At 68.7% G+C, this 23327-nt stretch carries 20 protein-coding genes and 1 pseudogene; 13 read left to right on the top strand and 8 right to left on the bottom strand.

Annotated elements, in window-relative coordinates:
- Positions 1-16: 16 nt before the first annotated feature.
- Positions 17-1495: a histidine kinase N-terminal domain-containing protein gene (locus tag AB0B82_RS19575; RefSeq protein ID WP_360169980.1), complete on the bottom strand. Its 1479-nt coding sequence runs from the start codon at positions 1493-1495 to the stop codon at positions 17-19.
- A gap of 104 nt (positions 1496-1599) precedes the next feature.
- Between AB0B82_RS19575 and AB0B82_RS19580 the strand changes: the two genes are divergently transcribed.
- From AB0B82_RS19580 to AB0B82_RS19595, 4 genes are all read left to right on the top strand, one after another.
- Positions 1600-2505, top strand: coding sequence for a DUF2785 domain-containing protein (locus AB0B82_RS19580; RefSeq protein ID WP_360169983.1), 906 nt, complete (start codon positions 1600-1602; stop codon positions 2503-2505).
- A 510-nt stretch (positions 2506-3015) separates the two neighbouring features.
- Entirely contained in the window at positions 3016-3303 is a 288-nt protein-coding gene (locus AB0B82_RS19585) for a DUF3311 domain-containing protein (RefSeq protein WP_360169986.1), read from the top strand.
- On the top strand, positions 3300-4955 hold the full coding sequence (gene mctP / locus AB0B82_RS19590; RefSeq protein WP_360169989.1) for a monocarboxylate uptake permease MctP: 1656 nt from the start codon (positions 3300-3302) through the stop codon (positions 4953-4955). The genes AB0B82_RS19585 and mctP overlap by 4 nt, the downstream gene beginning before the upstream one ends.
- Before the next feature lie 164 nt (positions 4956-5119).
- On the top strand, positions 5120-5791 hold the full coding sequence (locus tag AB0B82_RS19595) for a DUF5317 domain-containing protein (RefSeq protein WP_360169992.1): 672 nt from the start codon (positions 5120-5122) through the stop codon (positions 5789-5791).
- Here the strand turns inward: AB0B82_RS19595 and AB0B82_RS19600 are convergent.
- Both AB0B82_RS19600 and AB0B82_RS19605 read right to left on the bottom strand, forming a co-directional pair.
- Complete coding sequence (locus tag AB0B82_RS19600) at positions 5756-7033, bottom strand: HD domain-containing phosphohydrolase (protein WP_360169995.1); 1278 nt, start codon at positions 7031-7033, stop codon at positions 5756-5758. The two genes, AB0B82_RS19595 and AB0B82_RS19600, sit on opposite strands and share 36 nt — an antisense overlap.
- A complete protein-coding gene (locus AB0B82_RS19605; RefSeq protein ID WP_360169998.1) occupies positions 7030-8349 on the bottom strand; it encodes an HD-GYP domain-containing protein in 1320 nt (439 codons plus the stop codon). Before AB0B82_RS19605 ends, AB0B82_RS19600 begins: the two co-directional genes overlap by 4 nt.
- A 656-nt stretch (positions 8350-9005) precedes the next feature.
- Here AB0B82_RS19605 and AB0B82_RS19610 point away from each other — a divergent pair.
- Positions 9006-11474 (top strand): helix-turn-helix domain-containing protein, encoded by a 2469-nt coding sequence (locus tag AB0B82_RS19610; protein WP_360170001.1) that lies wholly within the window; start codon positions 9006-9008, stop codon positions 11472-11474.
- An 11-nt stretch (positions 11475-11485) separates the two neighbouring features.
- Here the strand turns inward: AB0B82_RS19610 and rsrA are convergent, their stop codons facing one another.
- From rsrA to AB0B82_RS19630, 4 genes are all read right to left on the bottom strand, one after another.
- Complete coding sequence (gene rsrA, locus AB0B82_RS19615; protein WP_360170004.1) at positions 11486-11758, bottom strand: mycothiol system anti-sigma-R factor; 273 nt, start codon at positions 11756-11758, stop codon at positions 11486-11488.
- Positions 11755-12402, bottom strand: coding sequence for a sigma-70 family RNA polymerase sigma factor (locus tag AB0B82_RS19620; RefSeq protein WP_360170007.1), 648 nt, complete (start codon positions 12400-12402; stop codon positions 11755-11757). Before AB0B82_RS19620 ends, rsrA begins: the two co-directional genes overlap by 4 nt.
- 173 nt (positions 12403-12575) lie before the next feature.
- Entirely contained in the window at positions 12576-13217 is a 642-nt protein-coding gene (locus tag AB0B82_RS19625; protein WP_360170010.1) for an alpha/beta family hydrolase, read from the bottom strand.
- 117 nt (positions 13218-13334) lie between these two features.
- Positions 13335-14111, bottom strand: coding sequence for an SOS response-associated peptidase (locus tag AB0B82_RS19630; protein ID WP_360170013.1), 777 nt, complete (start codon positions 14109-14111; stop codon positions 13335-13337).
- A 97-nt stretch (positions 14112-14208) separates the two neighbouring features.
- Between AB0B82_RS19630 and AB0B82_RS19635 the strand changes: the two genes are divergently transcribed.
- The gene (locus AB0B82_RS19635) at positions 14209-15201 is read left to right on the top strand and encodes an ATP-grasp domain-containing protein (protein WP_360170016.1); all 993 of its coding nucleotides are present in this window, start codon (positions 14209-14211) and stop codon (positions 15199-15201) included.
- Positions 15202-15297: 96 nt separating this feature from the next.
- On the opposite strand, the gene AB0B82_RS19640 is transcribed toward AB0B82_RS19635, so the two are convergent.
- Complete coding sequence (locus tag AB0B82_RS19640) at positions 15298-16122, bottom strand: hypothetical protein (protein WP_360170019.1); 825 nt, start codon at positions 16120-16122, stop codon at positions 15298-15300.
- 319 nt (positions 16123-16441) lie between these two features.
- Here AB0B82_RS19640 and AB0B82_RS19645 point away from each other — a divergent pair, with 319 nt between their 5' ends.
- The 7 genes and pseudogenes from AB0B82_RS19645 to AB0B82_RS19675 all read left to right on the top strand — a co-directional run bounded on the left by AB0B82_RS19645 (position 16442) and on the right by AB0B82_RS19675 (position 23326).
- On the top strand, positions 16442-18790 hold the full coding sequence (locus tag AB0B82_RS19645) for a sigma-70 family RNA polymerase sigma factor (protein ID WP_360170022.1): 2349 nt from the start codon (positions 16442-16444) through the stop codon (positions 18788-18790).
- A 663-nt stretch (positions 18791-19453) separates the two neighbouring features.
- The gene (gene aspS / locus AB0B82_RS19650; protein WP_360170025.1) at positions 19454-20743 is read left to right on the top strand and encodes an aspartate--tRNA(Asn) ligase; all 1290 of its coding nucleotides are present in this window, start codon (positions 19454-19456) and stop codon (positions 20741-20743) included.
- Positions 20743-21285 carry a hypothetical protein gene (locus AB0B82_RS19655; RefSeq protein WP_360170028.1) on the top strand — a complete coding sequence of 181 codons (543 nt, stop codon included), beginning with the start codon at positions 20743-20745 and terminating at the stop codon, positions 21283-21285. The genes aspS and AB0B82_RS19655 overlap by 1 nt, the downstream gene beginning before the upstream one ends.
- A gap of 2 nt (positions 21286-21287) precedes the next feature.
- A complete protein-coding gene (locus AB0B82_RS19660; protein WP_360170031.1) occupies positions 21288-21593 on the top strand; it encodes a phosphotransferase in 306 nt (101 codons plus the stop codon).
- Between the two features lie 7 nt (positions 21594-21600).
- Positions 21601-22830 carry a M20/M25/M40 family metallo-hydrolase gene (locus AB0B82_RS19665; protein WP_360170034.1) on the top strand — a complete coding sequence of 410 codons (1230 nt, stop codon included), beginning with the start codon at positions 21601-21603 and terminating at the stop codon, positions 22828-22830.
- Positions 22831-22842: 12 nt separating this feature from the next.
- Positions 22843-23142 (top strand): annotated as a pseudogene (locus AB0B82_RS19670) (ATP-binding protein); the annotation flags it as partial.
- The gene (locus AB0B82_RS19675) at positions 23078-23326 is read left to right on the top strand and encodes an alpha/beta fold hydrolase (RefSeq protein WP_360170037.1); all 249 of its coding nucleotides are present in this window, start codon (positions 23078-23080) and stop codon (positions 23324-23326) included. The pseudogene AB0B82_RS19670 and the gene AB0B82_RS19675, both read left to right, overlap by 65 nt.
- Position 23327: the final 1 nt, after the last annotated feature.

Below are 23327 nucleotides of genomic sequence, written 5' to 3' on the forward strand. Positions count from 1 at the left end.
CGGAACACCGGCCGGATCAGTCCTTCACCGGGATGTCCAAGGTGACCTGGGTGCCGGGACGGCCGTCGTGGCGGTTGCCGAACGCCAGCGTGCCGTCGAGTTCACCGAGCACCAGCGTGCGGACGATGGACAGGCCGAGGTTGCCGGACAGCTCGGAGTCGAAGTTGGTCGGAAGTCCCTTGCCGTCGTCGATCACGTCGATGTGCAACCGGCCGACCGAGCGCTCGGCGGTCAGCTCGATGGTGCCGCTGGCCGCGGCTCCGTCGCGGGCGCCGAACGCGTGCTCGACGGAGTTCTGCATGAGTTCGGTGAGGACCATCGCCAGCGGCGTCGCGATCTCGGAGTCGAGGACGCCGAACGAACCGGTCCGCCGGGTCTCCACCGCCGTCGCGACGGTCGACACGTCCGCGACCATGGCGGCGACGCGGTCGGCGACGTCGTCGAAGTCCACGTGCTCGTCGAAGGACTCCGACAGCGTCTCGTGGACGATCGCGATCGACCCGACCCGGCGGACCGCCTCGGCGAGCGCGACCTGCCCTTCCGGCACGGTGATCCGGCGGGCCTGCATCCGCAGTAACGCGGCGACCGTCTGCAAGTTGTTCTTGACGCGATGATGAATCTCCCGGATGGTCGCCTCCTTGGTGACCAGCTCCCGCTCCCGGCTGCGCAGCTCCGTCACGTCGCGGAGCAGGATCAGCGCCCCGACGTGCTGCCCCTCGGCCCGCAGCGGGATCGCGCGCAGGAACAGCGTGGCGTCGGAGTTCTCGATCTCGATCTCCTTGGCCGCGCGGCCGGTGACCACGGACGCGAGCACGTCGTCGACCTTGTGCCCCGCCTGCAGCAGCTCGGCGGTCACGTCCTTCAGCCGGGAGCCGACCAGGTCCGTCACCAGCCCCATCCGGCGGTACGCGGACAACGCATTGGGGCTGGCGAACGTCACCATTCCGTGCCGATCGACCCGGATGCAGCCGTCACCGACGCGCGGCGTGGTGGACAGCAGCCGCTCCCCGCCGTACGGAAACACGCCGTCGGTGATCATCCGGGCCAGGTCCGTCGCGCTCTGCAGATAGGCGATCTCCAGCCGGGACGGCGTCCGGACGCCGAGCAGGTTGGTGTTGCGGGCAATCACCGCGATCACGCGGTCCCCGCGGCGGACCGGGATGGTCTCGACCCGGACCGGTACGTCGTCGCGCCATTCCGGGTCGCCCTCGCGGCAGATCCGGCCGCCGTCGTACGCCTGGTCGAGCAGGTGCCGGCGGCCGCGCGGGATGAAGCTGCCGACGATGTCGTCGAGGTAGGCGGTCGGACCGGTCGTCGGCCGCATCTGCGCACCAGCCCAGAACCCCAGCCCTTCGGTGTCGGGCAGCCACAGCACCAGGTCGGCGAACGACAGGTCGGCCAGCATCTGCCAGTCCGAGACGAGCAGTTGCAGACGATCCAGGTCGGCCTGGTCGAGCGTGGTGTGGTTTCGCGCCACATCGGTCAAGGACGGCACGCCCCGATGCTACCCAGGGCTTGTACCAGTACCCGCGGTGGTCCGTTCGACAAGAGGGCGTGTGTGGGTGTTGATTGATCAGGGACAGATGAAAGGATGCTCGGGTGGAGTCGACGTACTGGCAGGACGTGATGGCCGCGGACTACGCGGTACCGCACGACCGTACGCTGACCGACCTCACCGAGGAGCTCGTCCGCGGCCTGGCGAGCACGAACCCGCAGGTCCGCGACGCGCTCGCGTACCCGACGCTCGCCACCTGGCTCGAGCGCGGCGTGTACGACGACCTGCTGCCGGGCTTCGGCGACGGCCTGTGCGCCGGACTGAACTACGGCCTGGGTGAGGACGGCACCGACACGGTCTTCCGGCGTTCGTTCACCGCGCTGACCCTGGCGGAGGTGATTCACCGCGACAACGCCGAGTTCCTCGTGCACGACGAGGTCGTGATGCGCTGGGGCGACCGGCTGGCGACCTGGCTGCTGCGCGAACGCGACCTGCGCGGGTACGTCGAGAAATGCGGCTGGGCCCACGCGGTCGCGCACGGCGCCGACGCGATCGGTGCGCTGGCGCGGTCACGGCACTGCGACGCCGGCGTCCTGCGCGCACTGCTCGACGTGCTCGCGGACCGGATCGTCAAGGAGACGCCGTACCGCTGGGTGCACGAGGAGCACGACCGGGTCGCGCATGCGGTGATGACGATCCTGCACCGAAACATGCTGTCCAGCGACGAGCTCGAACGCTGGCTGAAGCCGATCGCGGCGACCGCGGCACAGCAGCCGCTGATGCACGAGACGCTGCCCGAGTGGCCGACACCGAATGTGTTCAACGCCCGCGGGGTCCTGCACGTCCTGTTGAGTCAATTGGCGATCGGCGTGAAGGGTTTCCCGATCCCGGGTGACGACGAGCTGTTCGGCCGCCCGATCGAGGCCCGCGCCGACCTGCTGCTGATGCTCACCGAGGCGGTCCAGGCCTCGCAACCGTACATCTACCGCCCGGCGACAACGCCCTCCTAGCCGGCGACCACGGCAAACACGATGGGTTGACCGCGCCTCGTGGGGGTTCTCTGCTGGCGCACGAGTAGACAACCCCCGGCGCTGGGGCTCGCGGCCGGCCCGGGCTCGGACGCGAACGTGACCGCACCGGGTGAGGACGCGACCAACAAACGCTCGTCCCGCCCTGGACCGCAAGCTCTGGCTGGACCGTGAAACCCTTGTACGGTGGGTCGTACGGCTGCGCAAGGGCCTGTTCCCGGACGTCGGCCGATGCCTCCGGCAACGAAACGACATCCGGTTCTCCCTGCGGGCGAAACGCCGCGAGTTGCGCGTACGGCGTTACCTCGTGCAGACCGAAGAGTTCCGGATAAAGAGGGCACGGCAACGACCACGAGAAACAGCACGGGCAGCACGACACGCCGTACGAGCCACACCTTTTCGTTGTTCGTGCAGCACCCTGAAGGGCTAGTGAGCGGTCCGGTCGGAGGGTAGCGTGCTCCCCTGCGCCTGTCGTGTCCCGAGGAGGTTGCAGTGTTCCGATTGTCCGCGGTGAGACCCGCGTACTGGATCTCCGGTGTGCTGGTGGTGCTGGCGGTGGTCCTGCCGCTGCTGGTGCCGATGTACGCCAAGGAGACCCCCCGCCTGTGGGGATTCCCGTTCTTCTACTGGTACCAACTGATGTGGGTGTTCCTGTCCGCCGGACTGGTCGCCGTCGCCTACAAGCTGGTCCGTGGCGAGGAACGCAGGCGACGCGCCGCCCAGGGTCTCGGTGACCCCGAGAGTGCCGACCTCGCGCCCGCGAAGGAGGACGACCGATGAACACCTCCGTCGACTGGGTGCAGTTGACCATCGTCGTGCTGATCTTCGGTCTGGTCACCGTCATGGGGTTCATGGCGGCGCGCTGGCGCAGTGCGGGTCATCTCGACGACCTTCACGAGTGGGGGCTGGGCGGACGCAGCTTCGGCACGTTCATCACCTGGTTCCTGCTGGGTGGCGACCTTTACACGGCGTACACGTTCATCGCGGTCCCGGCGGCGATGTACGCGACCGGTGCGATCAGCGGCTTCTTCGCGGTGCCGTACACCATCGTCGCGTACCCGATCGTGTTCGTCTTCATGGCCCGGCTCTGGTCGGTCTCGCACCGGCACGGGTACGTGACCCCGGCGGACTTCGTCGGCGGCCGCTACGGCAGCCGGGCGTTGTCGCTGGCCGTCGCCGTCACGGGCATCCTCGCGACAATGCCGTACATCGCGCTGCAGCTCGTCGGTATGCAGGCCGTCTTCGAGACGATGGGTCTCGGCGGCAACAACCTGCTGGCGAAGGACCTGCCGCTGCTGATCGCGTTCGCGGTGCTCGCGGCGTACACGTACTCGTCCGGCCTGCGGGCGCCGGCGATGATCGCGTTCGTCAAGGACATCCTGATCTACATCGTGATCCTGGTCGCGATCTTCTACCTGCCGCGGGTGCTCGGCGGCTGGGAGTCGATCTTCGGTGCGGCCCAGGAGAAGCTGAGCAAGCCGAACCCGGCGACCGGGAAGCCCACCGGGGCGTTCATCCCGGGCGAGTCCGGTTACGTGTCGTACTGGACGCTGGCGCTCGGCTCCGCGATGGCGCTGTTCATGTACCCGCACTCGGTGACCGCGGTGCTGTCGACCAAGACCCGCAACGTCGTACGACGGAACGCGACCCTGCTCCCGGCGTACTCGCTGCTCCTCGGTCTGCTCGCCCTGCTCGGCTTCATGGCGATCAAGGCGAACGTCGACCTCAAGGGCCTGGACGGCCTGGCGAACCCGCAGCTGGCGATCCCGCGGCTGTTCGACCAGGAGTTCCCGTCCTGGTTCGCGGGGATCGCGTTCGCGGCGATCGCGGTCGGCGCGCTGGTGCCGGCGGCGATCATGTCGATCGCGGCGGCGAACCTGTTCACCCGCAACATCTACCGCGACTTCCTCAAGCCGTCGGCGACACCGGCCCAGGAGGCCAAGGTCTCGAAGCTCGCCTCCCTCCTGGTGAAGGTCGGCGCGCTGGTCTTCGTGCTCGCGATGGACAAGACGATCGCGCTGAACCTGCAGCTGCTGGGCGGGATCTGGATCCTGCAGACTTTTCCGGCGATCGTGGTCGGCCTGTACACCCGCTGGTTCCACCGGTACGCGTTGCTGACCGGATGGGCGGTCGCGATGCTGTTCGGCACCATCTCGGCGTACAACGTGGTGAACCCGGCGACCGGCAAGCACTTCGGCGGTTCGATCGCGAACATCCCGTTCACCAACACGCCGGCGTACATCGCGCTGACGGCCTTCGTGCTGAACCTGGTGATCGTCATCGTGCTGACGGTGCTGCTGAAGCTCGCGAAGGTGCCGAACGGGGTGGACGCCACGCACCCGAGCGACTTCGTCGCCGATCGGGGCGATCCCGGCGTGCACGACCTGCCGGAGATCGTCGACGAGGGCGGAGCGGCGACCGCCAAGTCCTGAGCGCTGCCGGCCTGTAGTTCGGGGCTGTAGTTCGCGGCTGCAGTCGGCCTGTTTCGAGAGGCGGTCCGGGGATCCGGGCCGCCTCTCACCGTTTGCAGTTAAGTCGACACGCTGCGGGATCAGCTTGCCCGGTTTCGGGCCGCTGATTCGGCAGAATCACTCCCGTGCTGCTGGTCCTGCTCGTCATGGTGCTCGCCGCCGGGGCGGCGCTCGCGACCGGCGGGCGATTCAGCAAGCTCGCCGGCAACACCTTGACGGGCGTGCACTGGCTGGCCGCGGCGGCGATCGGGCAGCTCCTCGGTTCCCTCTTCGGCGGTACGGCGTACCCCGTCGGGCTGCTAGGTTCCGCGGTCTGTATCGCGGTCTTCCTGCGACTGAACCTGCGGCACCCGGGCGTCGGGCTGCTGGCGCTGGGGTTCTTCGGCAATGCCGTCGTGGTCGCCCTGAACGGCGCCATGCCCGTGTCGCCCGGCGCGTTGGCGCGCGCCGGGGTCGGCGATGCCTTGGTGATCGATCCGCGGCACGAGTTGGCCGATGCTTCGACCAGGCTGCCTTGGCTCGGGGACGTCATACCGGTCGCGCTTCCCGGGTTCGGGCAAGCGGTCAGCCCAGGCGACGTACTGATTGCGGCCGGGGCCGGGTTGCTGCTGTACGCCGGGATGGGCGCGTCCGGGCGGGTGCCCGTGACCACCGCGCCGGTCTGGGACGACCTCGAGCCGTGCGCCGGAACGCCCGCGCTGCTGCGCCTGTCGCCGAAGGCGAACCGGGAGCTGTCGGAACCGCCCGGACCGCCCGGACCGTCAGAACCGGAAGCCGCGGCCGACGATCCGGCGTAGTGAGTCGACCACCACCGGGTCGTACTCCGCGCCGATCCCCAGCCCGATCGACTCCATCGCCTTCTCCGGCGACTGCCCGGACCCTTCGCCGACGAGCTGTTCGTAGGCCAGGGCAACGTTCACGATCCCGCTCTCCACCGGAATGGCCGGGTTGTTCGCCCGTCCGTGCCGGTACGGATCGTTGGAGTGCCGGACGATCTCCGCGACATGATCCAGCACCCCGGACCGCTCGATCACCGACGCCCCGATCTCCGCCGCCCGCTGCCGCTCCTCCCGCGTCCGCAACAACGAGGCCCCACCCGGACTGGGATCCGCCAATGCCAACTGCCCGACTCCCGACAGCAGCGCCGCGTACTCCAACGCCTCCATCCGCGCCGGCGTCAACCCCAGATCGTTCCCGATCGCCACCGCCAACGCCGCCGTCCGCGCATTCTGCCCCGGGCTACTGAAGCCGGCGATCTCAGTACTCCGAGCCATCGACCGCACCGTACTCCGATAAGTCCGCTGCGCCGACGCGAACCGGCGGAACGCGAACTGAGTCAGCAACAACGGCACTACCACCAACGGCACCGCCCACAACCCGATCAACGAAGTCCCGGCCGCCAGCAACATCCCGCTGATCCCCATCGCGAGCCCGATCCGAGTCATCACCATCAACTCGTCCCGCAACGCCGCAGGAAACGGCCGATTGAATTGTTCGGTCTCCTGCCCAGCCCCCACCAAGGCATCGACCAGGCCGGCGGACAACACAGCCAGCAACATTGCACCGGTGAGAGCCATGGCATGTGTCCAGGAGCCGTTCCACTCCAGGTCGTTCGGGATGACAAGCGCGAAGGTGATCGCGGCACAGGCCACGGAGAGCACGCGCCGACTGGAGATCACGAGATCCCACGGCAACCCGGCAATCGCGCGCGGAAAGAGGCCTGCCAGCGTCGCGAAGCCTGTGACAGCGACGATCTGAGCCACCTCCGGGGGAGCGTCGAGCGCCGGTCCCCTCAACATGACATAACCGAGCGCAGCACTGGTTGCGATCGGTGCGCGGTTGCGGACGCCGTCGACGCGGAACTGCACCATCTCGCCGATGGCGATCAGCAGGCCGAAGACGACCGCGAACGGCCACTCGCTCACTCCTCGTCGAGCGGTGAGGATGACCGCGATCAGGCCGACCACGCAGCCCGCGGTCGCCAGCACGATCCCGCTGCCCAAACGACGCTGATCGCCGAGCTGCCCGGTCTCGATCATGTCGGTCCGGCTGCCGAGCCGGAGGCGCCGCCGCTGCTGCCCAAGCTCAGGTCGTCGTGGTCGATGACCTGAACACTGCCGTCCGGCACCGGCTGGTCTACTGCCGCCGCCTTCCAGCCTTCGTTCCGGATCACCGCGACGAAGGCATCGACCAGATCCGGGTCGAAATGCGTCCGCTTGTCCTGGACGAGAATGGCCAGCGTGTCCTCGATACTGCGCGCCGGCCGGTACGACCTCGTCGACGTCAGACAGTCGAAGGCGTCGACGATCCCGATGATCCGCGCGAAGTACGGAATGTTGGTCCCGCTCAGGCCTGCCGGATAGCCCGTACCGTCGTACTTCTCGTGGTGATGCAGAACTGCGGACTTGACCTCCTCAAGGAACGGGATGTTTCCGATCAGCTCGACGCCGCGGGCCGGGTGCAGGCGAATCGCGTCCATTTCGGCGTCATCGAGCTTTCCGGGCTTGCGGATGATGCTCGTCGGTACTCCGACCTTCCCGACGTCGTGCAGCAGACCGGCGTGCTCGAGTGCCTGTTGACGGTCATCCGGAAGCCTGAGGTGACGACCGAGCATGCCCACCCCGGCACTGACCCGCTCGGAATGGCCGCGGGTATAGAGATCCTTCGTCTCGATGACTTGGATGAACGCACGCATAGCTGCGGCCTGGGCCGCACGCTCCGCTTGGTACTGCGACATTGCCCACCGGACCACCGTCAACGGAACGACGACCAGCAAGCACGCCACGATGTTCAGCCCACCGATCCACGCGACGGCCAGCAACACGCCGAGGGCGCTGTAGCCGAGCATCGGCAGGAACGTAGGAAGGATCACCGACCGGAGAAAGTCGATGACCCGAACCTGACCCTCGAGCCAGAGGATGAGGCTGACCAGCAACGCGTTGGTCAGCTGATGACCGACCGTGCCGACGAGAGCGGCTCCGACGGTCGCGGGAATATGTTCCAATGCCTCCGCGCCTACCGGACCCCCGACGGCCGCATACGCGAGCCCACCTCCGGCAGCGGACAGGACGCGATGCGATGGATTGAAGATCCGCTTCACCAGCGGCGAGGGCTGCCTCAGCTGGGCCAAGTAGGCGAACACGGAGACTGCGACCGCGTACCACGGCCCGGCGATCACGTAAACCGCAACGAGCGTGACGGAATCAAGTGTGGCGGGATGGTTGGGAAGAACCCTGAAGCGCAGGGCACCGCCGATCAACATCAGTAGGCAGAGCGCAAGCAGCGGGAAGCCGAAGGTAATCTTTGTGAGAGCCGTTACCAGCACTACCGAGGCGCAAATGGCGACTGCGGCCACAGTCCCCCGTAGCAGTGAAGGTCTCACTAGGCCACCTCAAGCCTTCCACTACGCCATAGCTCACCAGTCCCAGGTGTCGCCGGTCATCATATGTCACCTCCGATCAGCGATCGCAGTCTTGCGCCCGGTGGTCTCCCGGACGCAGGGGGGCAGACAGCCTTCGCTGACTCATCTGAATTTTGCTCATCAGGCCTGCGCCGAAACACTGTAAGCCCAAACGTGACCCGCCGGACGATGTGAGGACCCCTGGCGTGATATGAGAGACTGTGACTCTTTGCAGTTGTTTCAAGGAGGCTTAGAAATGGGAAAGACCGGCCGGAAGCGTCGCGCACGCAAGAAGAAGGGCGCGAACCACGGCAAGCGCCCGAACGCCTGAACGAAGGCGGCTACAGACAGCGAGGACCTCGGAGAAATCCGGGGTCTTTGCGATTTGGTCACAGCTTTACAGCAGACCACCATTTCGACAGGTCTCGTATTCAGAGAGTCCTCATCCGCGTACCGAACGCTATCTTTCAAACGATCGTTGGGTATGGCCGCGGAACGACACGACCTGTGGACAACCGCCGACGTCTGTCGGCGGATCCCTCTAGAGTTGGCCCGGGCCGTTTCCGGTACTGACCGATACCGGGCCTGCATCGAGGAGGACGGGAACAGGGATGAGTGAGTCCGCGACGCCGACGCTGAGCGACCTCCTCCGTACCTTCCGTACCCGCGCCGGCCTCACCCAAGCGGCCCTCGCCGAAAAGGCCGGCCTCAGCGAACAAGCGATCAGCGTCCTCGAACGCGGCACCCGCACCCGCCCCCGCATCGACACGGTCCGCTCCCTCACGGCCGCTCTCGCCCTCACACCCAGCGAAGCCGACCAGTTCCTCTCGGTTGCCCGCGGCAAGGGCAAGGTGCACGGAGCAACAACAGCGACGGTTGCGACAGGAGTGGTTCCGGCGTTGTGGCAATTGCCGCCCGCCGCGTCCGACTTCACCGGCCGCAGCGCCCAGGTTGATGCGATCCTCTCGGCTCTGCGCGACCCGATCGGGATCGCCCCCACCACTGTCGGCATCGTCGCGATCACAGGTATGGGTGGAATCGGCAAGACGACATTGGCCGTTCACGCCGCGCACAAGCTCGCCGACAGCTACCCCGACGGTCACTTGTACCTGAACCTGCGCGGCTACGGGCCAGGTGCGCCGATGCCCGTCGCGGATGCGCAACGGCATCTCCTGCGCTCGCTCGGCACCGACTCCCATGCGGTGCCGGACGACGTGGACGAGGCGACGGCGCTGTTCCGCTCGCAGTTGGCCGGCAAGCGCGTACTTCTGCTGCTTGACAACGCCGCCGACATCGCGCAGATCCAGCCGTTGCTCCCCGGCAGTCCGGGATCGAGCGCGATCATCACCAGCAGGGGGTCGATGCTGGACCTCCCCGGCGCCCGGCAGATCCTCCTCGATGCACTGTCAGAGGCGGAATCGATCGATCTCCTGGCCGGCCTCATCGGCCAGGCCCGGGTCGATGCCGAGCCGGAAGCATCGAGATTCCTCGCGACCTACTCGGGACGGCTGCCGCTGGCGATCCGACTGATCGGAGGGCGCCTCGCGATTCGGCCCAGCTGGCCGATTCAGCATTTCGTCGACCTGATGCAGGACGAGGAGCGCCGGCTGGACAGCCTGGGCTCGGACGAGACGGGGGTCCGAGCCAGAATCGCCAGTTCGGTCCGCTTCCTCGAGGAGAGCGACCAGGACCTCGATCGCCAGGCCGCGAGAGCCGTTCCACTGTTGGCTCTTCTCGACGGATCGGATCTTTTGATCGATGTCGCGGCCGCCCTGCTCGAGGTTTCGCTGCGTCAGGCGAGCGCGATCGTCGAACGTCTCGTCGATCTGAACCTGCTGGAATCGGTCAGTCCGTCGACGTACCGCTTCCACGACCTCATCCGGGCCTATGGCCGCGAAGTCGCAGACGAGAGCCTGAGCGCAGCCGAGCGCGACGACGCCCTGGCTCGGGTGATCCGGTTCTACATCGAGATCGGCTGGACTGCTCATCGTTTCACCCACCCGACCAGCCCACGGCTCGAGCTGGCGACCGTCCGAGGCGGCGCCAGCCTTCCCGCGCTCCTCGAGCGGGAACAGGCGCTGCGCTGGGTCGACGCCGAGCTACGAAACCTCCTGGACCGTTTCCGCCAAGCGAAGCACTCGCGCCTGACGGACTCTGCGCTCTTGCCGGAAATGGGGCTGGCATTCTTCGGGTACCTCGAGTCACGGCGTCGTTGGCAAGAGATGCGCGAGATGTACGCCGGAGCGATTCAGGTCGCCCAGCTCCACAGGAAACCGGAGGCCGCTGCTTGGATCCAGCACGACTGCGCGATCCCGGACGCGGAAAGCGGTGCGATGGGCCTCGCCATCGATCAAATTCTCGCGGCGCTGGAGATGTTTCGTGATATCGGCGCCTTGGCCGGGCAGGCTCGGTGCTGTTCCTCGCTTGCATACCTGCTCGGGCACGAGGGAAAGATCGAGGAGGCGCTGGAGTACGGCGAGACCGCGCTGGCGTTGAGCCGAACCATCCAGGACGAAACCCTGGAAGGTGTTTCGCTCACCGCCGTGGGCGGACTCTACGACCGCACCGGCGACTTCGTGCGTGCGGACGAGGCGTTCGCGAAGGCGATCCGTCTGGCCGAACGCGCGAACGACACGCGCGCGGTCTTCAAGCGGCTTCTCAACGCGGCTTTTGCGCACCTGCAGGTCGGACGCCACCGCGACGCGATACCCATGGCACTGCGCAGTCTGGCCATCGTGCAGGAAGCCAACGACACGACCTTCCAAGGCGAAGGCCGGCATCTGCTCGCCATTGCCTATGCCTCGAACGGTGACCTCGATGAGGCCACCAGACATATCGAAGCCGGCATCGAAGTCGCCCGCGCATCCCATGACGCGATCCGGGAAGGCCGTCTCTACATCGAGCTCGCGAAAGTCAATGTCGTCCGCGGCGATTCAACTGCTGCCGAGCAGCAACTCGGCATTGCGTTGCACCTGGTGCGGAACGCCCCTGACATTTATCGGCTCGAAGCCACCGAACTACTCGACAGACTCCGTCGAGGCGAAACTCCCGCCTACGATTTCACTCCGTACTCGATCTGACCGGGCCGACGTCAATCCGTGGTGGTGATTTCGACTTGGATTTGGGTGAGGCGGGTGAGGATTTTCTGGCGGAGGGCGTCGGGGGCGTGGTCGGAGCCGCAGGAGCGGTGGACCAGTTTCTTGACGCAGCGTTCCAGGTCGTACTCGTCGAGGCAGGGGGCACACTCTTCGAGGTGGTGGCGGATCTGCTCGGAACTGGCGTCCTCGATCTCGTTGTCGATGAAGACGTAGACCCGTTGCAGGATCTCTCCGCAGTCGACGTCGTGGGGCTCGCCGCAGCTCACGACTCCTCCTTCTCCGCGGTGCGGTCGGTGCTGGTGCCCGCCGCGTCGGTGCTCGTGTCCGCCGGGATCAGGCCGCGGTCCCGCGCGTAGTCGCCGAGCAGGTCCCGCAGCTGGCGCCGGCCGCGGTGCAACCGTGACATCACGGTGCCGACCGGTGTGCCCATGATCTCGGCGATCTCCTTGTAAGCAAAGCCCTCGACATCGGCCAGATACACGGCCAGGCGGAAGTCCTCCGGGATGGCCTGCAGTGCGGACTTGATGTCGGAGTCGGGCAGGTGCTCGAGCGCGACCGCCTCCGCCGACTTGAGGCCGCCGGGAGTGTGCGACTCGGCGGCGGTGAGCTGCCAGTCCTCGATCTCCTCGGTCGGCGACTGGGTCGGCTGACGCTGACGCTTCCGGTAGCCGTTAATGAACGTGTTCGTCAGGATCCGGTACAGCCACGCCTTCAGGTTGGTGCCCGGCGTGAACTGGTGGAACGAGCTGTACGCCTTCGCAAAAGTGTCCTGCACCAGGTCTTCGGCGTCCGACGGATTACGGGTCATCCGCATCGCCGCGGCGTACATCTGGTCCAGGAAAGGCAACGCTTCGCGCTCGAACCGCGCGGTGCGCTGCTCGGGAGTCTCGGTCGTGGTGGGAGTCGGCATCGGGATCGAGAATACCGGTGTCTTCCCAACCGTCCGCGCCGGAGCCTCACTCGTGGCCATCATGACCGTCACAACACGCCCGGCCGCGGGGGCATTCCCGCACCCCACCGCACCCCCGACACACCGCCCGAAGCCGGCCTGAAGCACCCCGAAACTCGCCCCTGAACCAGCGGTCAGCCGGAGATTTCCCGGCTGACCCATTCGAACACAGCTTCGACCAGCAGGTCGTACGCCTCCTGCTGGCTCAGCTCCGCGCGTTTCGGCACCTTGAACGAGTGGTCCGCGTCCGGGACCACCGCCATCTCGGTCAGCGGCGGGAACTCCTCCGGGGTCCCGAACGGGTCCCGCTCCCCCTGCACGACCAGCGTCGGCAGCCCGGCCGACTGCAACTCGGCCACCCGCGATTTCTCCGGCTTCCCGGGCGCGTGCAGCGGGAAGGCGAGGGCCAGTACGCCGGATGCGCCCAGACTGCTCGCGGTACGGCAGGCCACCCGCGCGCCGGCGCTGCGGCCGCCGATCACCAGCGGCGTCCGGACCCGGAGCTGGCCGATGATCGCGATCCAGGCCTCGTCGAGCACCTTCGGCGCCGGGGCCAGTTTGCGGCCGGCGCGGCGCCAGGGCTGCTCGATCAGGAACACGTTGATGTCCTGTTTCGGTAACCGGCTCGCCAGCGCGACCAGATCCCCCGACTCGATCCCGGCACCGGCACCGTGGCCCAGCGCCAGCGTCGCCACGGGGCGGCGGGCCCGGTGCGCAACGATCCGGGCCTCGCCGTGCGGCGTCCCCACAATCCGTTCGTCGGTCACCCGCCCCATCCTGTCACCCGGACGCGGCCACCGCGGCGCACGAAACTCGCCGAGCCGGTCAGATCGAAACTCGACAGGCCGGTCAGAAGAGCGCGATGGGCGGGTCAGAAGGGCGCGACAGGCCGGTCAGAAGAGCGCGGTGGACGGTTCCTCGCCCTCGGGCGGCAGCGGGTCGAGCAGGTGCGGGCCGTTGTTCTTCACCGAACCGACCGCCTTCGAGACGGCGTACGCCTCGAGCCGCCCTGGGGCCGCGGGCACCAGGAGTTTCAGCAGGTCGTCGGTGTCCGAGGACAGCGGGTCGAGCCAGGCGTCGTACCGCTCGCGCTCGACCAGCAGCGGCATCCGGTCGTGGATCCGGCCGAGGTCGTCGGTGGCCGAGGTGGTGAGCACGGTGCACGTCCACAGCCACGCGTCGTCGCGTTCGGGGTCCTCGACGGAGCGGTCGCGCCAGATCTCGTACAGCCCGGCCATCGCCATGATGCTGCCGTCCGGCGGGTGGATGAAGTACGGCTGCTTGACCGGTTTGCCGTTCTTCTTCTCCTCGGCGGTGTACCACTCGTAGTACCCGTCGGCGGGCAGGATGCAGCGCCGGGTGGCGAAGGCCTTCTTGAACGCCGGCTTCTCCGCGACCGTCTCCATCCGGGCGTTGATCATCCGGTTGCCGATCGACGGATCCTTGGCCCACGACGGCACCAGACCCCACTTGACCGTGGTGAGTTTGCGGACGGTCTCGTCGGGTTGCTCGCGGTTCTTCCGCTCGACCACGGCGACGACCTGATTGGTCGGGGCGACGTTGTAGTTGGCGCCGAGTTCCTCGACGGACTCGCGCACGTTGCCCGCCTGGATCTCGAACTCCTCGATCAGGTCGGACGGGGCCCGGCTGGACGCATACCTACCGCACATGCCACCAGCCTATGTCCGACCCAGGACAGCGGGCGGTCTACCGTTGCACCGGCGCTCGCCGAACGGGCGCCGGCCGAGGGACAGGAAGGACGACGAAGTGCGGGTCGCGGTGCTGTGTGGCGGAGAGAGTTCGGAGCGTGACGTCTCGCGGTCGTCCGGCTGGGCAGTGGCGCAGGCGCTCGCCGGGCGCGGCCACGACGTCGTCCTGATCGATCCGGCCGCGGAGCAGCCGGTCCTGGCCGATCCCGTGCCGTCCGGCGACACCGTCGTACCCGTCCCCAAGGAACCGCCGGTGCCGGCCGACCGCGCGCTCCTCAGACAACGGATGTACGCCGCTCTCACCGACGGGCCCGTCCTGGACCTGATGCGGCGCGCCGACCGCGTGTTCATCGCACTGCACGGTGGCTGGGGTGAGGACGGGCACGTCCAGGCGCTGCTGGAGCTGGCCGGCATCCCGTTCACCGGCGCGGGCCATGACGTCTGTGCCGTTGCCTGGCACAAGGGTCGCGCCCAGGCCGTACTCGAGGCGGCCGGTATCCCCGTGCCGGCGCGCGTGCTCTACACCCCGCCCGACGCACCCGGCGAGGTCAAGCAGCTGCTGGCGAACGGTCCGGTCGTGGTGAAGCCGGTCGCGGAAGGGTCGAGCGTCGCCGTCCGTAAGGTCGACTCACCGGAGGAGTTGCCGGCCGACGGCGCCGAGTTACTCGTCGAGCCGTTCCTCGGCGGCCGCGAGTTCACGGTCGGTGTGATCGGTACGGCGGCGCTGCCGGTCGTGGAGATCGAGCTCACCACCGCCGTGTTCGACTACGAGGCGAAGTACCAGCCCGGCGCCGTCCGGGAGATCTGCCCGGCCGACATCACGGCGGAGTTCGCCGAGCGGTTGCAGGATCTCGCGCTGCGCGCGCACCGCGCCCTCGGCTTCGGTACGACGTACTCGCGCGCCGATTTCCGCTGCGACGACGCCGGTACGCCGTACTGCCTGGAGGTCAACGCACTCCCGGGCCTCACGCCGGGCAGCCTGGTCCCGGTCGCGGCCCGCGGTGCAGGTATCGCGTACGACGAACTGGTCGAGAAGTTGCTCAAGGCATAGAACGGCATGAGGCGGCGGATCGCCCACCCCGTGTTAGGCGATCCGCCGCCGTCCGATGCGTCCGGGCGCCCCCCTGTTGGCGTCCGGACGCAGGTCTCAAGGTCTGGCCAGCTCGTCGAGCAACCTCCCGGCCATCTCGTCACTGCCCGGCAGGCCCTCGATCCAGACCCGGGCCAGCTGGGGTCCATCGGCGTCCAGGCGCCACTGTGTGATCAGGGCTCGTACCGTCGCGACCTGCTGCGGCAGGTTCGGGCGGCGGCCGACGAGCGCCGCCGCACGGCGTGCGCCGATGCGGCCCAGTACGTCACCGCCGCAGAAGACGATCCGCAGGCACTCCGCGACGTCGACCAGGCGGAGTTCGCGGTCGAACGGCGACGTACCCGGGGGATTGACCGGCTGGACAACCACCAGTGCGTGGTCCTTCGGTACGGAAGTTCCACGGAGTTCCGCCTCTCGGTAGAGCTCGCCGAGCCGGGACCGCAGGTGCGCCAGGCTGGACAGCCCGGTCAGCGGGTCCTCGCAGGACAGCGAATGCAGGTGGACGAGAGAGGCCTCGGCCCAGCTGGAACTGAGTGCGCGTACCGCGGCGAAAGCCGGCTCGCCCCCGGCGATCGAGCGGTACAACGCACTCAGCCCATCAAGTGCCTCCACCAGTGAGACCCCGTCCGCCGCCAGGCGGCGTCCGGTTTCGTCCGATGCAGGCACAACGTCGGCACCGTCCCGGAGCGCCTCGGCGATCGCCAGGTAGGCGCGGTGGTCGGTGCCAGCTGCGCCGTACGGCGCGATCGCGCCGTACGGTGGTCCGGAATCCTCTCCAGCTGACGACGCCTCCGACCGGGTCCGGGCGGGCGACCCCGCCAGGTTCAGGGACTTGGCCGGACGCAGGTCGAACCGTCGACGGAAGTCCGCGAACAGCGACATGGCCCTCCTCGAAAATCAGCCCCGTCAGTCTCCCGACCGGTCGGCCGGAAGCGTCGTACGCCGATGAGACAGCGGTGGCCGCGGATCATGACGCGGATTCGCAGAACTTTTTTCGGCGTAACTTCTGCCCTGGTGTTCTCGTCAGGAAAGAGGCACAGTTCCGCGTCAGGAGAGGTGCGCTCGGCCGTCCTCCGTGGGAACCTTGTTTCCGGCAACTTGTGGCGGTCCGTCACGGGGCTGCACACAGAGTTGTTCGACAAGGGTTCACAGCGTTGACCGAAGGTCGGCCAGTGGTCGCCAGAGCTCACGGGGAGATGGAATGGAGACGCCGGACGAGCGGCCCGACGTGCCGAGCGACGCGGAGCTGATCGCGCAGGTCCGCAACGGCGACCTCGAGGCGTACGGCGAGCTCTATGCGCGCCACCACTACGCCGCCGAGCGGATGGCCCGTCAGCTGGTCCCGGCCAACGACGCCGACGACCTGGCCAGTGACGCGTTCGCCAAGGTGCTGGACGCGCTGCGCGGCGGCGGCGGACCGGACGTCTCGTTCCGCGCGTACCTGCTGACGACCGTACGGCGGGTGCACGTCGACCGGGTCCGCGCCGGGAAGAAGGTGCAGACCACCGACGACATCGCGTCGTACGAGCGGGAGCCGGAGACCTTCGAGGACCCGACCGTGACCGGCTTCGAGAGCGGCGCCGCGGCCAAGGCGTTCGCCAGCCTGCCGGAGCGCTGGCAGGCGGTGCTCTGGCACACCGAGGTCGAGGGTGAGAAGCCGGCCGCGATCGCCCCGCTGCTCGGCCTGACCGCGAACGGCGTGTCCGCATTGGCGTACCGGGCCCGCGAGGGCCTGCGGCAGGCGTACCTGCAGCAGCACCTGGCCGATGTCGCCGGCGACCGGTGCCGCTGGACGACGGAGCGCCTCGGCGCGTACGTCCGCGGCGGCCTGACCAAGCGCGAGAACCGCAACGTCCGCGAGCACCTCGACGAGTGCGCGAAGTGCACCGCGGTGTACCTCGAGCTGGTCGAGGTCAACAGTGCGCTGCCGGCGCTGCTCGCCCCGGCCCTGCTCGGTACGGCGGGCCTCGGCTACCTGGCCGCTGCCTCGGGCGCGAAGGTCGGACTGGTCGGCTTCTTCGTCACCGGCTGGAAGAAGGTCTCCGAGAACAGCACGCGGACCGCGGTCGGCGCGGGCACCGCCGTCGTCGTCGCGGTCGCCGCCGTCCTCGCCGCGATGGCGCTGACCGGCAACGAAACTCCCCCGGCCGCGATCGAGCAGCCGGCCCCGACCCAGCAGCCCACCCAACCGCCGCCCCAGCCGCCGGCCGGGAAGCCGACCGCCCCGCCGAACAAACCGACCGCGAAGCCGCCGGCGTCGAACCCGACCCAGCCACCGGCCTCCAACCCGACCCGGCCGCCGACGTCCGCGCCGACCACCACCGAGCCGACCACCGAGCCGACCACGGCTCCGACGTCGGTCCCGACCACCACGCCTACCCAGCCGACGTCGACCACACCGGCTCCGACGACGCCCACACCGCCGAAGCCGACCCCGACCACGCCGGTGCTCGACGAGGGCCTGGTGACGATCAGCATCCCGCAAGGCGGCGGCAGCCCCGTACTGCGCGAGACCCCGGCCGTGACGCCGCGGTCCGCTCGGGCGGAGGCGAACGCGTCCGGCGTCCGCTTCGTCGTCACGATCAAGACACCCGCCGGGAACGCCAACCCGGTGGTGATCGGCCTCAAGTACGGCGCCGAGCTCGAGTGGCCGCTGAACGGCAACCCGCCGGGCTGGGTCTGCACCAAGGCGGCCGGCACGTGTACGGCGAACGACCCGGCGAACCCGAAACCGCTGGTGATCACGTTCGACGCACCCACCGGCGGTTCGGCCGCCGACCGTACCTTCACCGTCTCGGCCAAGTCCGGCCGGCTGTACGACGACGACTCGGCGACCGTCGCCGCGACGCCGAGCACCGACGAGAGCCTGCTGAAGATCGTCGACGGCCGCAGCGACCCGGACGTCCACCACCGGATCCTGACCGTTGCCCCGCGCACCGGTCGCGACAGCGTCACGCTGAAACTCACGTACGGCGACGCGCTCGAGTGGCCGATCGCCGCGAATCCGGCCGGCTGGAAGTGCTCGGCCAAGACCCGGACGTGTACGGCGAACGACCCGAGCAAGCCCGCTCCGCTGCCGGCGGACTTCGACGTACCGGACAAGTCGTCGGAGGCCGCCCGCACGTTCACCGTCGCCGTGCAGGCGGACCTGGTCAGCGACACCGACTCCGAGGTGCTCCCCGCGCTGCGGCAGGACGAGTCGCTGCTGCAGATCCTCACACCGACACCCCACGACGACCCGAACCCGTTCGTCTACAACCGCTTCCTCAAGGTGAACGGCGCCCAGGGCCGCACGGTGACGCTGGACATCTCCTGGGGCCGGAACCTGACCTTGCTGCCGTCGCTGGGCAGCGGATGGACCTGTGAGCGGACCAGTGACATCCGTCGCGCGGTCTGTACGACGACCAACTACCGCAAGCCGTTCAACTCGGAGTGGAACGCGTGGCTGCCGGGCACGGGCAGCAGCAACACCGTGACGGTGCACGTGCGGGTCGGCGGTCGCGAGGACACCGACAGCGTCCAGATCCCGCCCTCGACGACCCGGCGCTGACCGTTCGCCGACGCCTCCAGGTCGGGTCAGCCGCTCGTGGCGCGGGTTCTCCGTTGGCGTACGAGCAGAGATTCGGCCCTCGCGACCGCTGTGTCGCGGGCCGAACATGCCGACGAACCGGCCGCCAGCGCCAGCCGCCAGCCGCGCACTTTGTGCACCAGATCCGTACTTTCGCGGCCGAAAAGTACGGATCTGGTGCACAAAGTGGGAGACAGGTGCGGACCTGGTGCACAAAGTCGGGGGTATGGGCGCGCCGGAGTCGAGCGGGCTGAAGCGGAAGCTTGAACCGATTCTGGTGGGTGTGGACAAGCGATTGCCTGTCCACAGTCCCGGGCGGGGGTTCACAGTCCCGGGCGGGTGTCCACAGTCCCGGGCGGGGGTGCACAGTCCCGGGTCCGGGAGCCGGAAATCCGGTTGCCGGGTCCTCTATCCTGGTGGTGTTCGCGTGGACGGAACCGAGTAGCGCCGTACCCCACGGCCGAGAGAGTCGCCGGCAGCTGTGAAGGCGATCCGTGGAGCGGTGGCGAAGACACTCCCGAGCGGATGCAGTGCAAGAGGCCGGACCAGGTTCGAGATCGGGTCCGGTGAAGGTGTGGTGGCACCGCGAGTTCCCCTTCGCCCACACCTCCGGGGTTCGAGATCAGACCTGGAGGTGAAACAGCTTTGCGCATTCTCAGCCATGAGATCCCCTCAGCAGTGGGCCAGACCGTCACGGTGGCCGGCTGGGTGCATCGAAGACGACGGCTCGCCGCGGTCAGTTTCCTGATCCTGCGCGACCGGTCGGGCCTGAGCCAGATCGTGGTGAAGTCCGAGCAGACGCAAGCACAGCTGGACGAACTCGGTGAGGAGACCGTGGTCCAGGTGACCGGGACGGTCGCCGCGAACCCGCAGGCTCCCGGCGGCGCGGAGCTCGTCGACCCGGTGATCGAGCCGCTGACCGAGCCGGCCGAGACGCCGCCGATCGAACTGTGGCGTCCCGCGGTCGGTGCCGGGCTGCCGGTGGTGCTCGACAACGCGCCGGTCGCGCTGCGGCATCCGGCGGTCCGGGCCGGGTGGGAGATCGCCGCGGCCGCGCTGCACGGATTCCGGTCCGCCCTGGACGCGCAGGGCTTCACGGAGATCCAGACCCCGAAGATCGTCGGTACGGCGACCGAGTCCGGCGCGAACGTGTTCACGCTCGACTACTTCGGCGGACCGGCGTACCTGGCGCAGTCGCCGCAGTTCTACAAGCAGACGATGGTCGGCGTGTTCGAGCGGGTCTTCGAGGTCGGTCCGGTGTTCCGGGCCGAGCCGCACGACACGGTCCGGCACCTCGCGGAGTACGTGTCGCTGGACGCGGAGTTCGGGTTCGTCACCGACCACCGCGACGTGCTGGTGATGCTGCGGTCGGCGATCGCGGGCATGCTCGCGGCCGTCGGTGAGCGGGCCGGGGCCGCGCTCGAGCGGCTCGGGGTGACGCTGCCGGAGATCCCGGTCGAGGTCCCGGTGCTGCACTTCACCGAGGCACTGAAAATCGCCGGCGCGAACCCGGACGAACCGGACCTCGCGCCGGCCGACGAGCGCGCGATCGGTGAGTGGGCGCTGCGCGAACACGGCAGTGACTTCGTCGCCGTGGAGGGCTATCCGATGGTGAAGCGGCCGTTCTACACGCACCCACAGCCGTCGGACCCACGCTGGTCGAACTCGTTCGACCTGCTGTTCCGCGGGGTCGAGCTGGTCACGGGCGGCCAGCGGCTGCACCGGTACTCCGACTACGTCGCCGCGCTCGCCGCGCGTGGTGAGAGCGCGGACGCCCCGGCATACAGCTCGTACCTGCAGGCGTTCAAGCACGGGATGCCGCCGCACGGCGGGTTCGCGATCGGGCTGGAGCGGTTCGTGGCCCGGCTGACCGGCGCGGACAACGTCCGCCAGGTGACGCTGTTCCCGCGCGACCTGCACCGGTTGACGCCCTGATGGAGACCACCGCGTCGGTTGTTGCCGAGATCAACGTTGCCCTTGGCATCGATCACCGGATCGTGCGGCAGCTGACCGGTGGCCTGCAGAGCACGGCGTACGAGCTGACCGGCGGCGTCGTGCTGAAGTGGACGGCGAATCCCGACTGGGCGCCGCGCGTCCGGCGAGCGGCCGAGCTCGTTCGCCGGGCGCGCGCCGTCGGCTACCCGACACCCGCATGGGTCGCCGTCGGCACCACGGCCGCGGGATCGCCGTACCAGCTGCAGGAATTCGTCCACGGCACCCCACCCAAGCTCGACCTGCCGCTCGCGAAGCAGGTGGTGGAGATCTGCGAGCTGCAGCGCGACCTGATGCTCGATGATCACGAGCTCTGCTGGTCCGACTGGGCCTGCGGTGTCGTGTTCGACGGGTGGGACGGTGTGTGGAGCGCGTCCGGGCGTACGGCGACGAGTCCTCGGAGCTGCTGCGCCGGTACGGCGAGTTGTGCGCGCCGTACCGCGACGAGGCGCTGCCCCGCGACGATCTCGTCCACGGCGATCTGAACATGGGCAACTTGCTCGCGGAGGACGGGCGGATCACCGGGATCGTCGACATCGAGGCGGCCGGCAGCGGCACGCGCGGGTACGACCTGGTGTCGCTGGCGGCGTCCGCGTTCCGCGACGGGGCGGCCGAGGGCGTGGACGAGGTGTTCCTCGAGGCGGCGCTGCGGGCGAGCGGCCGCGCCGCGGTCGCGATCTGCGCCGCGGCGGCGTTCGCGAGTGTCGCGGAGTTCGCCCACGAGCGGCCGCCGTACGCCGTCGACCTGGTGAACGGCGGCGGCCGACGGATCGTCGAGCTGCTGGATGCATGATGTGCACATGCTGAGTGAGGTGGAGCGCACGGTCCTGGCGGCCATCGACAACGAGCGGATCGTCGCCGAGCTGCGGGAGCTGGTCCGGATCCCGAGCGTGGACGGGACCGCGGCCGAGGTCGGCGTACAGGCCTGGTGCGCGGCCCGGCTGAAGGCGCTGGGACTGAGCGTCGACCACTGGCCGCTCGATCTGCCGGAGCTGACCGCCGACCCGGAGTTCCCGGGGATGGAAGTCGAGCGCGCCGAAGCGTGGGGGTGCGTCGGCGTCCTGGGCGGCGACGCGGCACCGGGACTGATCCTCAACGGGCATGTCGACGTCGTGCCGGGCGACGCGTTCGACGCCCGCATCGAGGACGGCGTGATGTGGGGCCGCGGAACCTGCGACATGAAGGGCGGCGTCGCGGCGATCCTCGGTGCGGTGGCCGCGATCGTCGGTGCGGGCATCAGCTTGCGCAAGCCGCTCGCCGTCCACACCGTGATCGGCGAGGAGGACGGCGGCGTCGGTGCGTTCGCGACGCTGCGCCGTGGGCATCGCGGCGAGGCCTGCGTGATCGCGGAGCCGACCGCCCACGCCGTCATCCCGGCCAACGCCGGCTCCTTGACCTTCCGGCTCGAGGTACCTGGGCTGGCCACGCACGGCTCGACCCGCAGCCGCGGGGTCAGCGCGATCGAGAAGTTCACCGCGATCCAGACCGCGCTGCAGGAGCTCGAACGCGAACGCAACCGCGACCCACATCCGCTGCTCGCGCACCTCGACCTCGCCAACCCGCTGTCGGTCGGCACGATCGCGGCGGGCGACTGGGCGAGCACCGTCCCGGACCACCTGGTCGCCGAAGGCCGGTACGGCGTCCGTCTCGGCGAGGCTGTCGCCGACGCGCGGAAGGCCTTCGAGGAGGCCGTCGCCGAAGCGTGCGCGAAGGACGACTGGCTCCGCGATCACCCGGTAACAGTCACGTGGCCGGGCGGGGTGTTCGCGTCAGGTTTGTTGCCCGAGGGCGACCCATTGCTGAACGACACCCTTCAGGCCGCCGGCGACGCGGACGGGCTGTCCCTCGAGATCAAGGGCGCACCGTACGGCTCCGATCTGCGCCAGTACGCCGCGGCCGGCATCCCGACCCTGCAGTACGGCCCCGGCGACGTCCGGTACGCCCATGCCGCCGACGAACACGTCGTACTCGCCGACGTCCTGCACGCAGCCCGCACCTACGCGCTGCTCGCTGTCCGTCGCTGCGGTTGATACAACTCGATCATGCTGCCGATACGTGGACGGTCGGAGGAGCTCGGCACGCTTCTCCGCGCGCTGCGTGCGGCCGCCGCCGGGGAGCCGTCGCTGGCAGTGGTCAGCGGGGAGCCCGGGATCGGCAAGTCCGCTCTCCTCGCGGCGGCGGTCGAGCAAGCTGAGCGGCAGGGCTTCCTGGTCGCCAGTGCGGCCGCACACCAGACCGACAACCTCAGTCCGCTCGCGTCGCTCGCACCTGCCCTCCGTGCCGGCCGCCTCAGAGCGTCCGGTTGTCGCGCCGGTCTTCGACGAGAAGATCCCCGCCACCGCCCCGGCCGCTCTGCCGAAGTACGCCGTCGTGGTGACCGGCGACCACGCGATCGCCCCGGCCCTGGAGCAGTACATGGCCGAGCGCGCCCACGCCAAGATCACCGTGGCCAAGGGAGCGTCCCACCTGGTCGCGCTGTCCCAGCCCGACACCGTCACCCGCGTGATCGAGCAGGCCGCGCGCTGAC

This window comes from Kribbella sp. NPDC048915 (assembly GCF_040649595.1).
In the GTDB taxonomy this organism is placed as follows: Bacteria; Actinomycetota; Actinomycetes; order Propionibacteriales; family Kribbellaceae; genus Kribbella.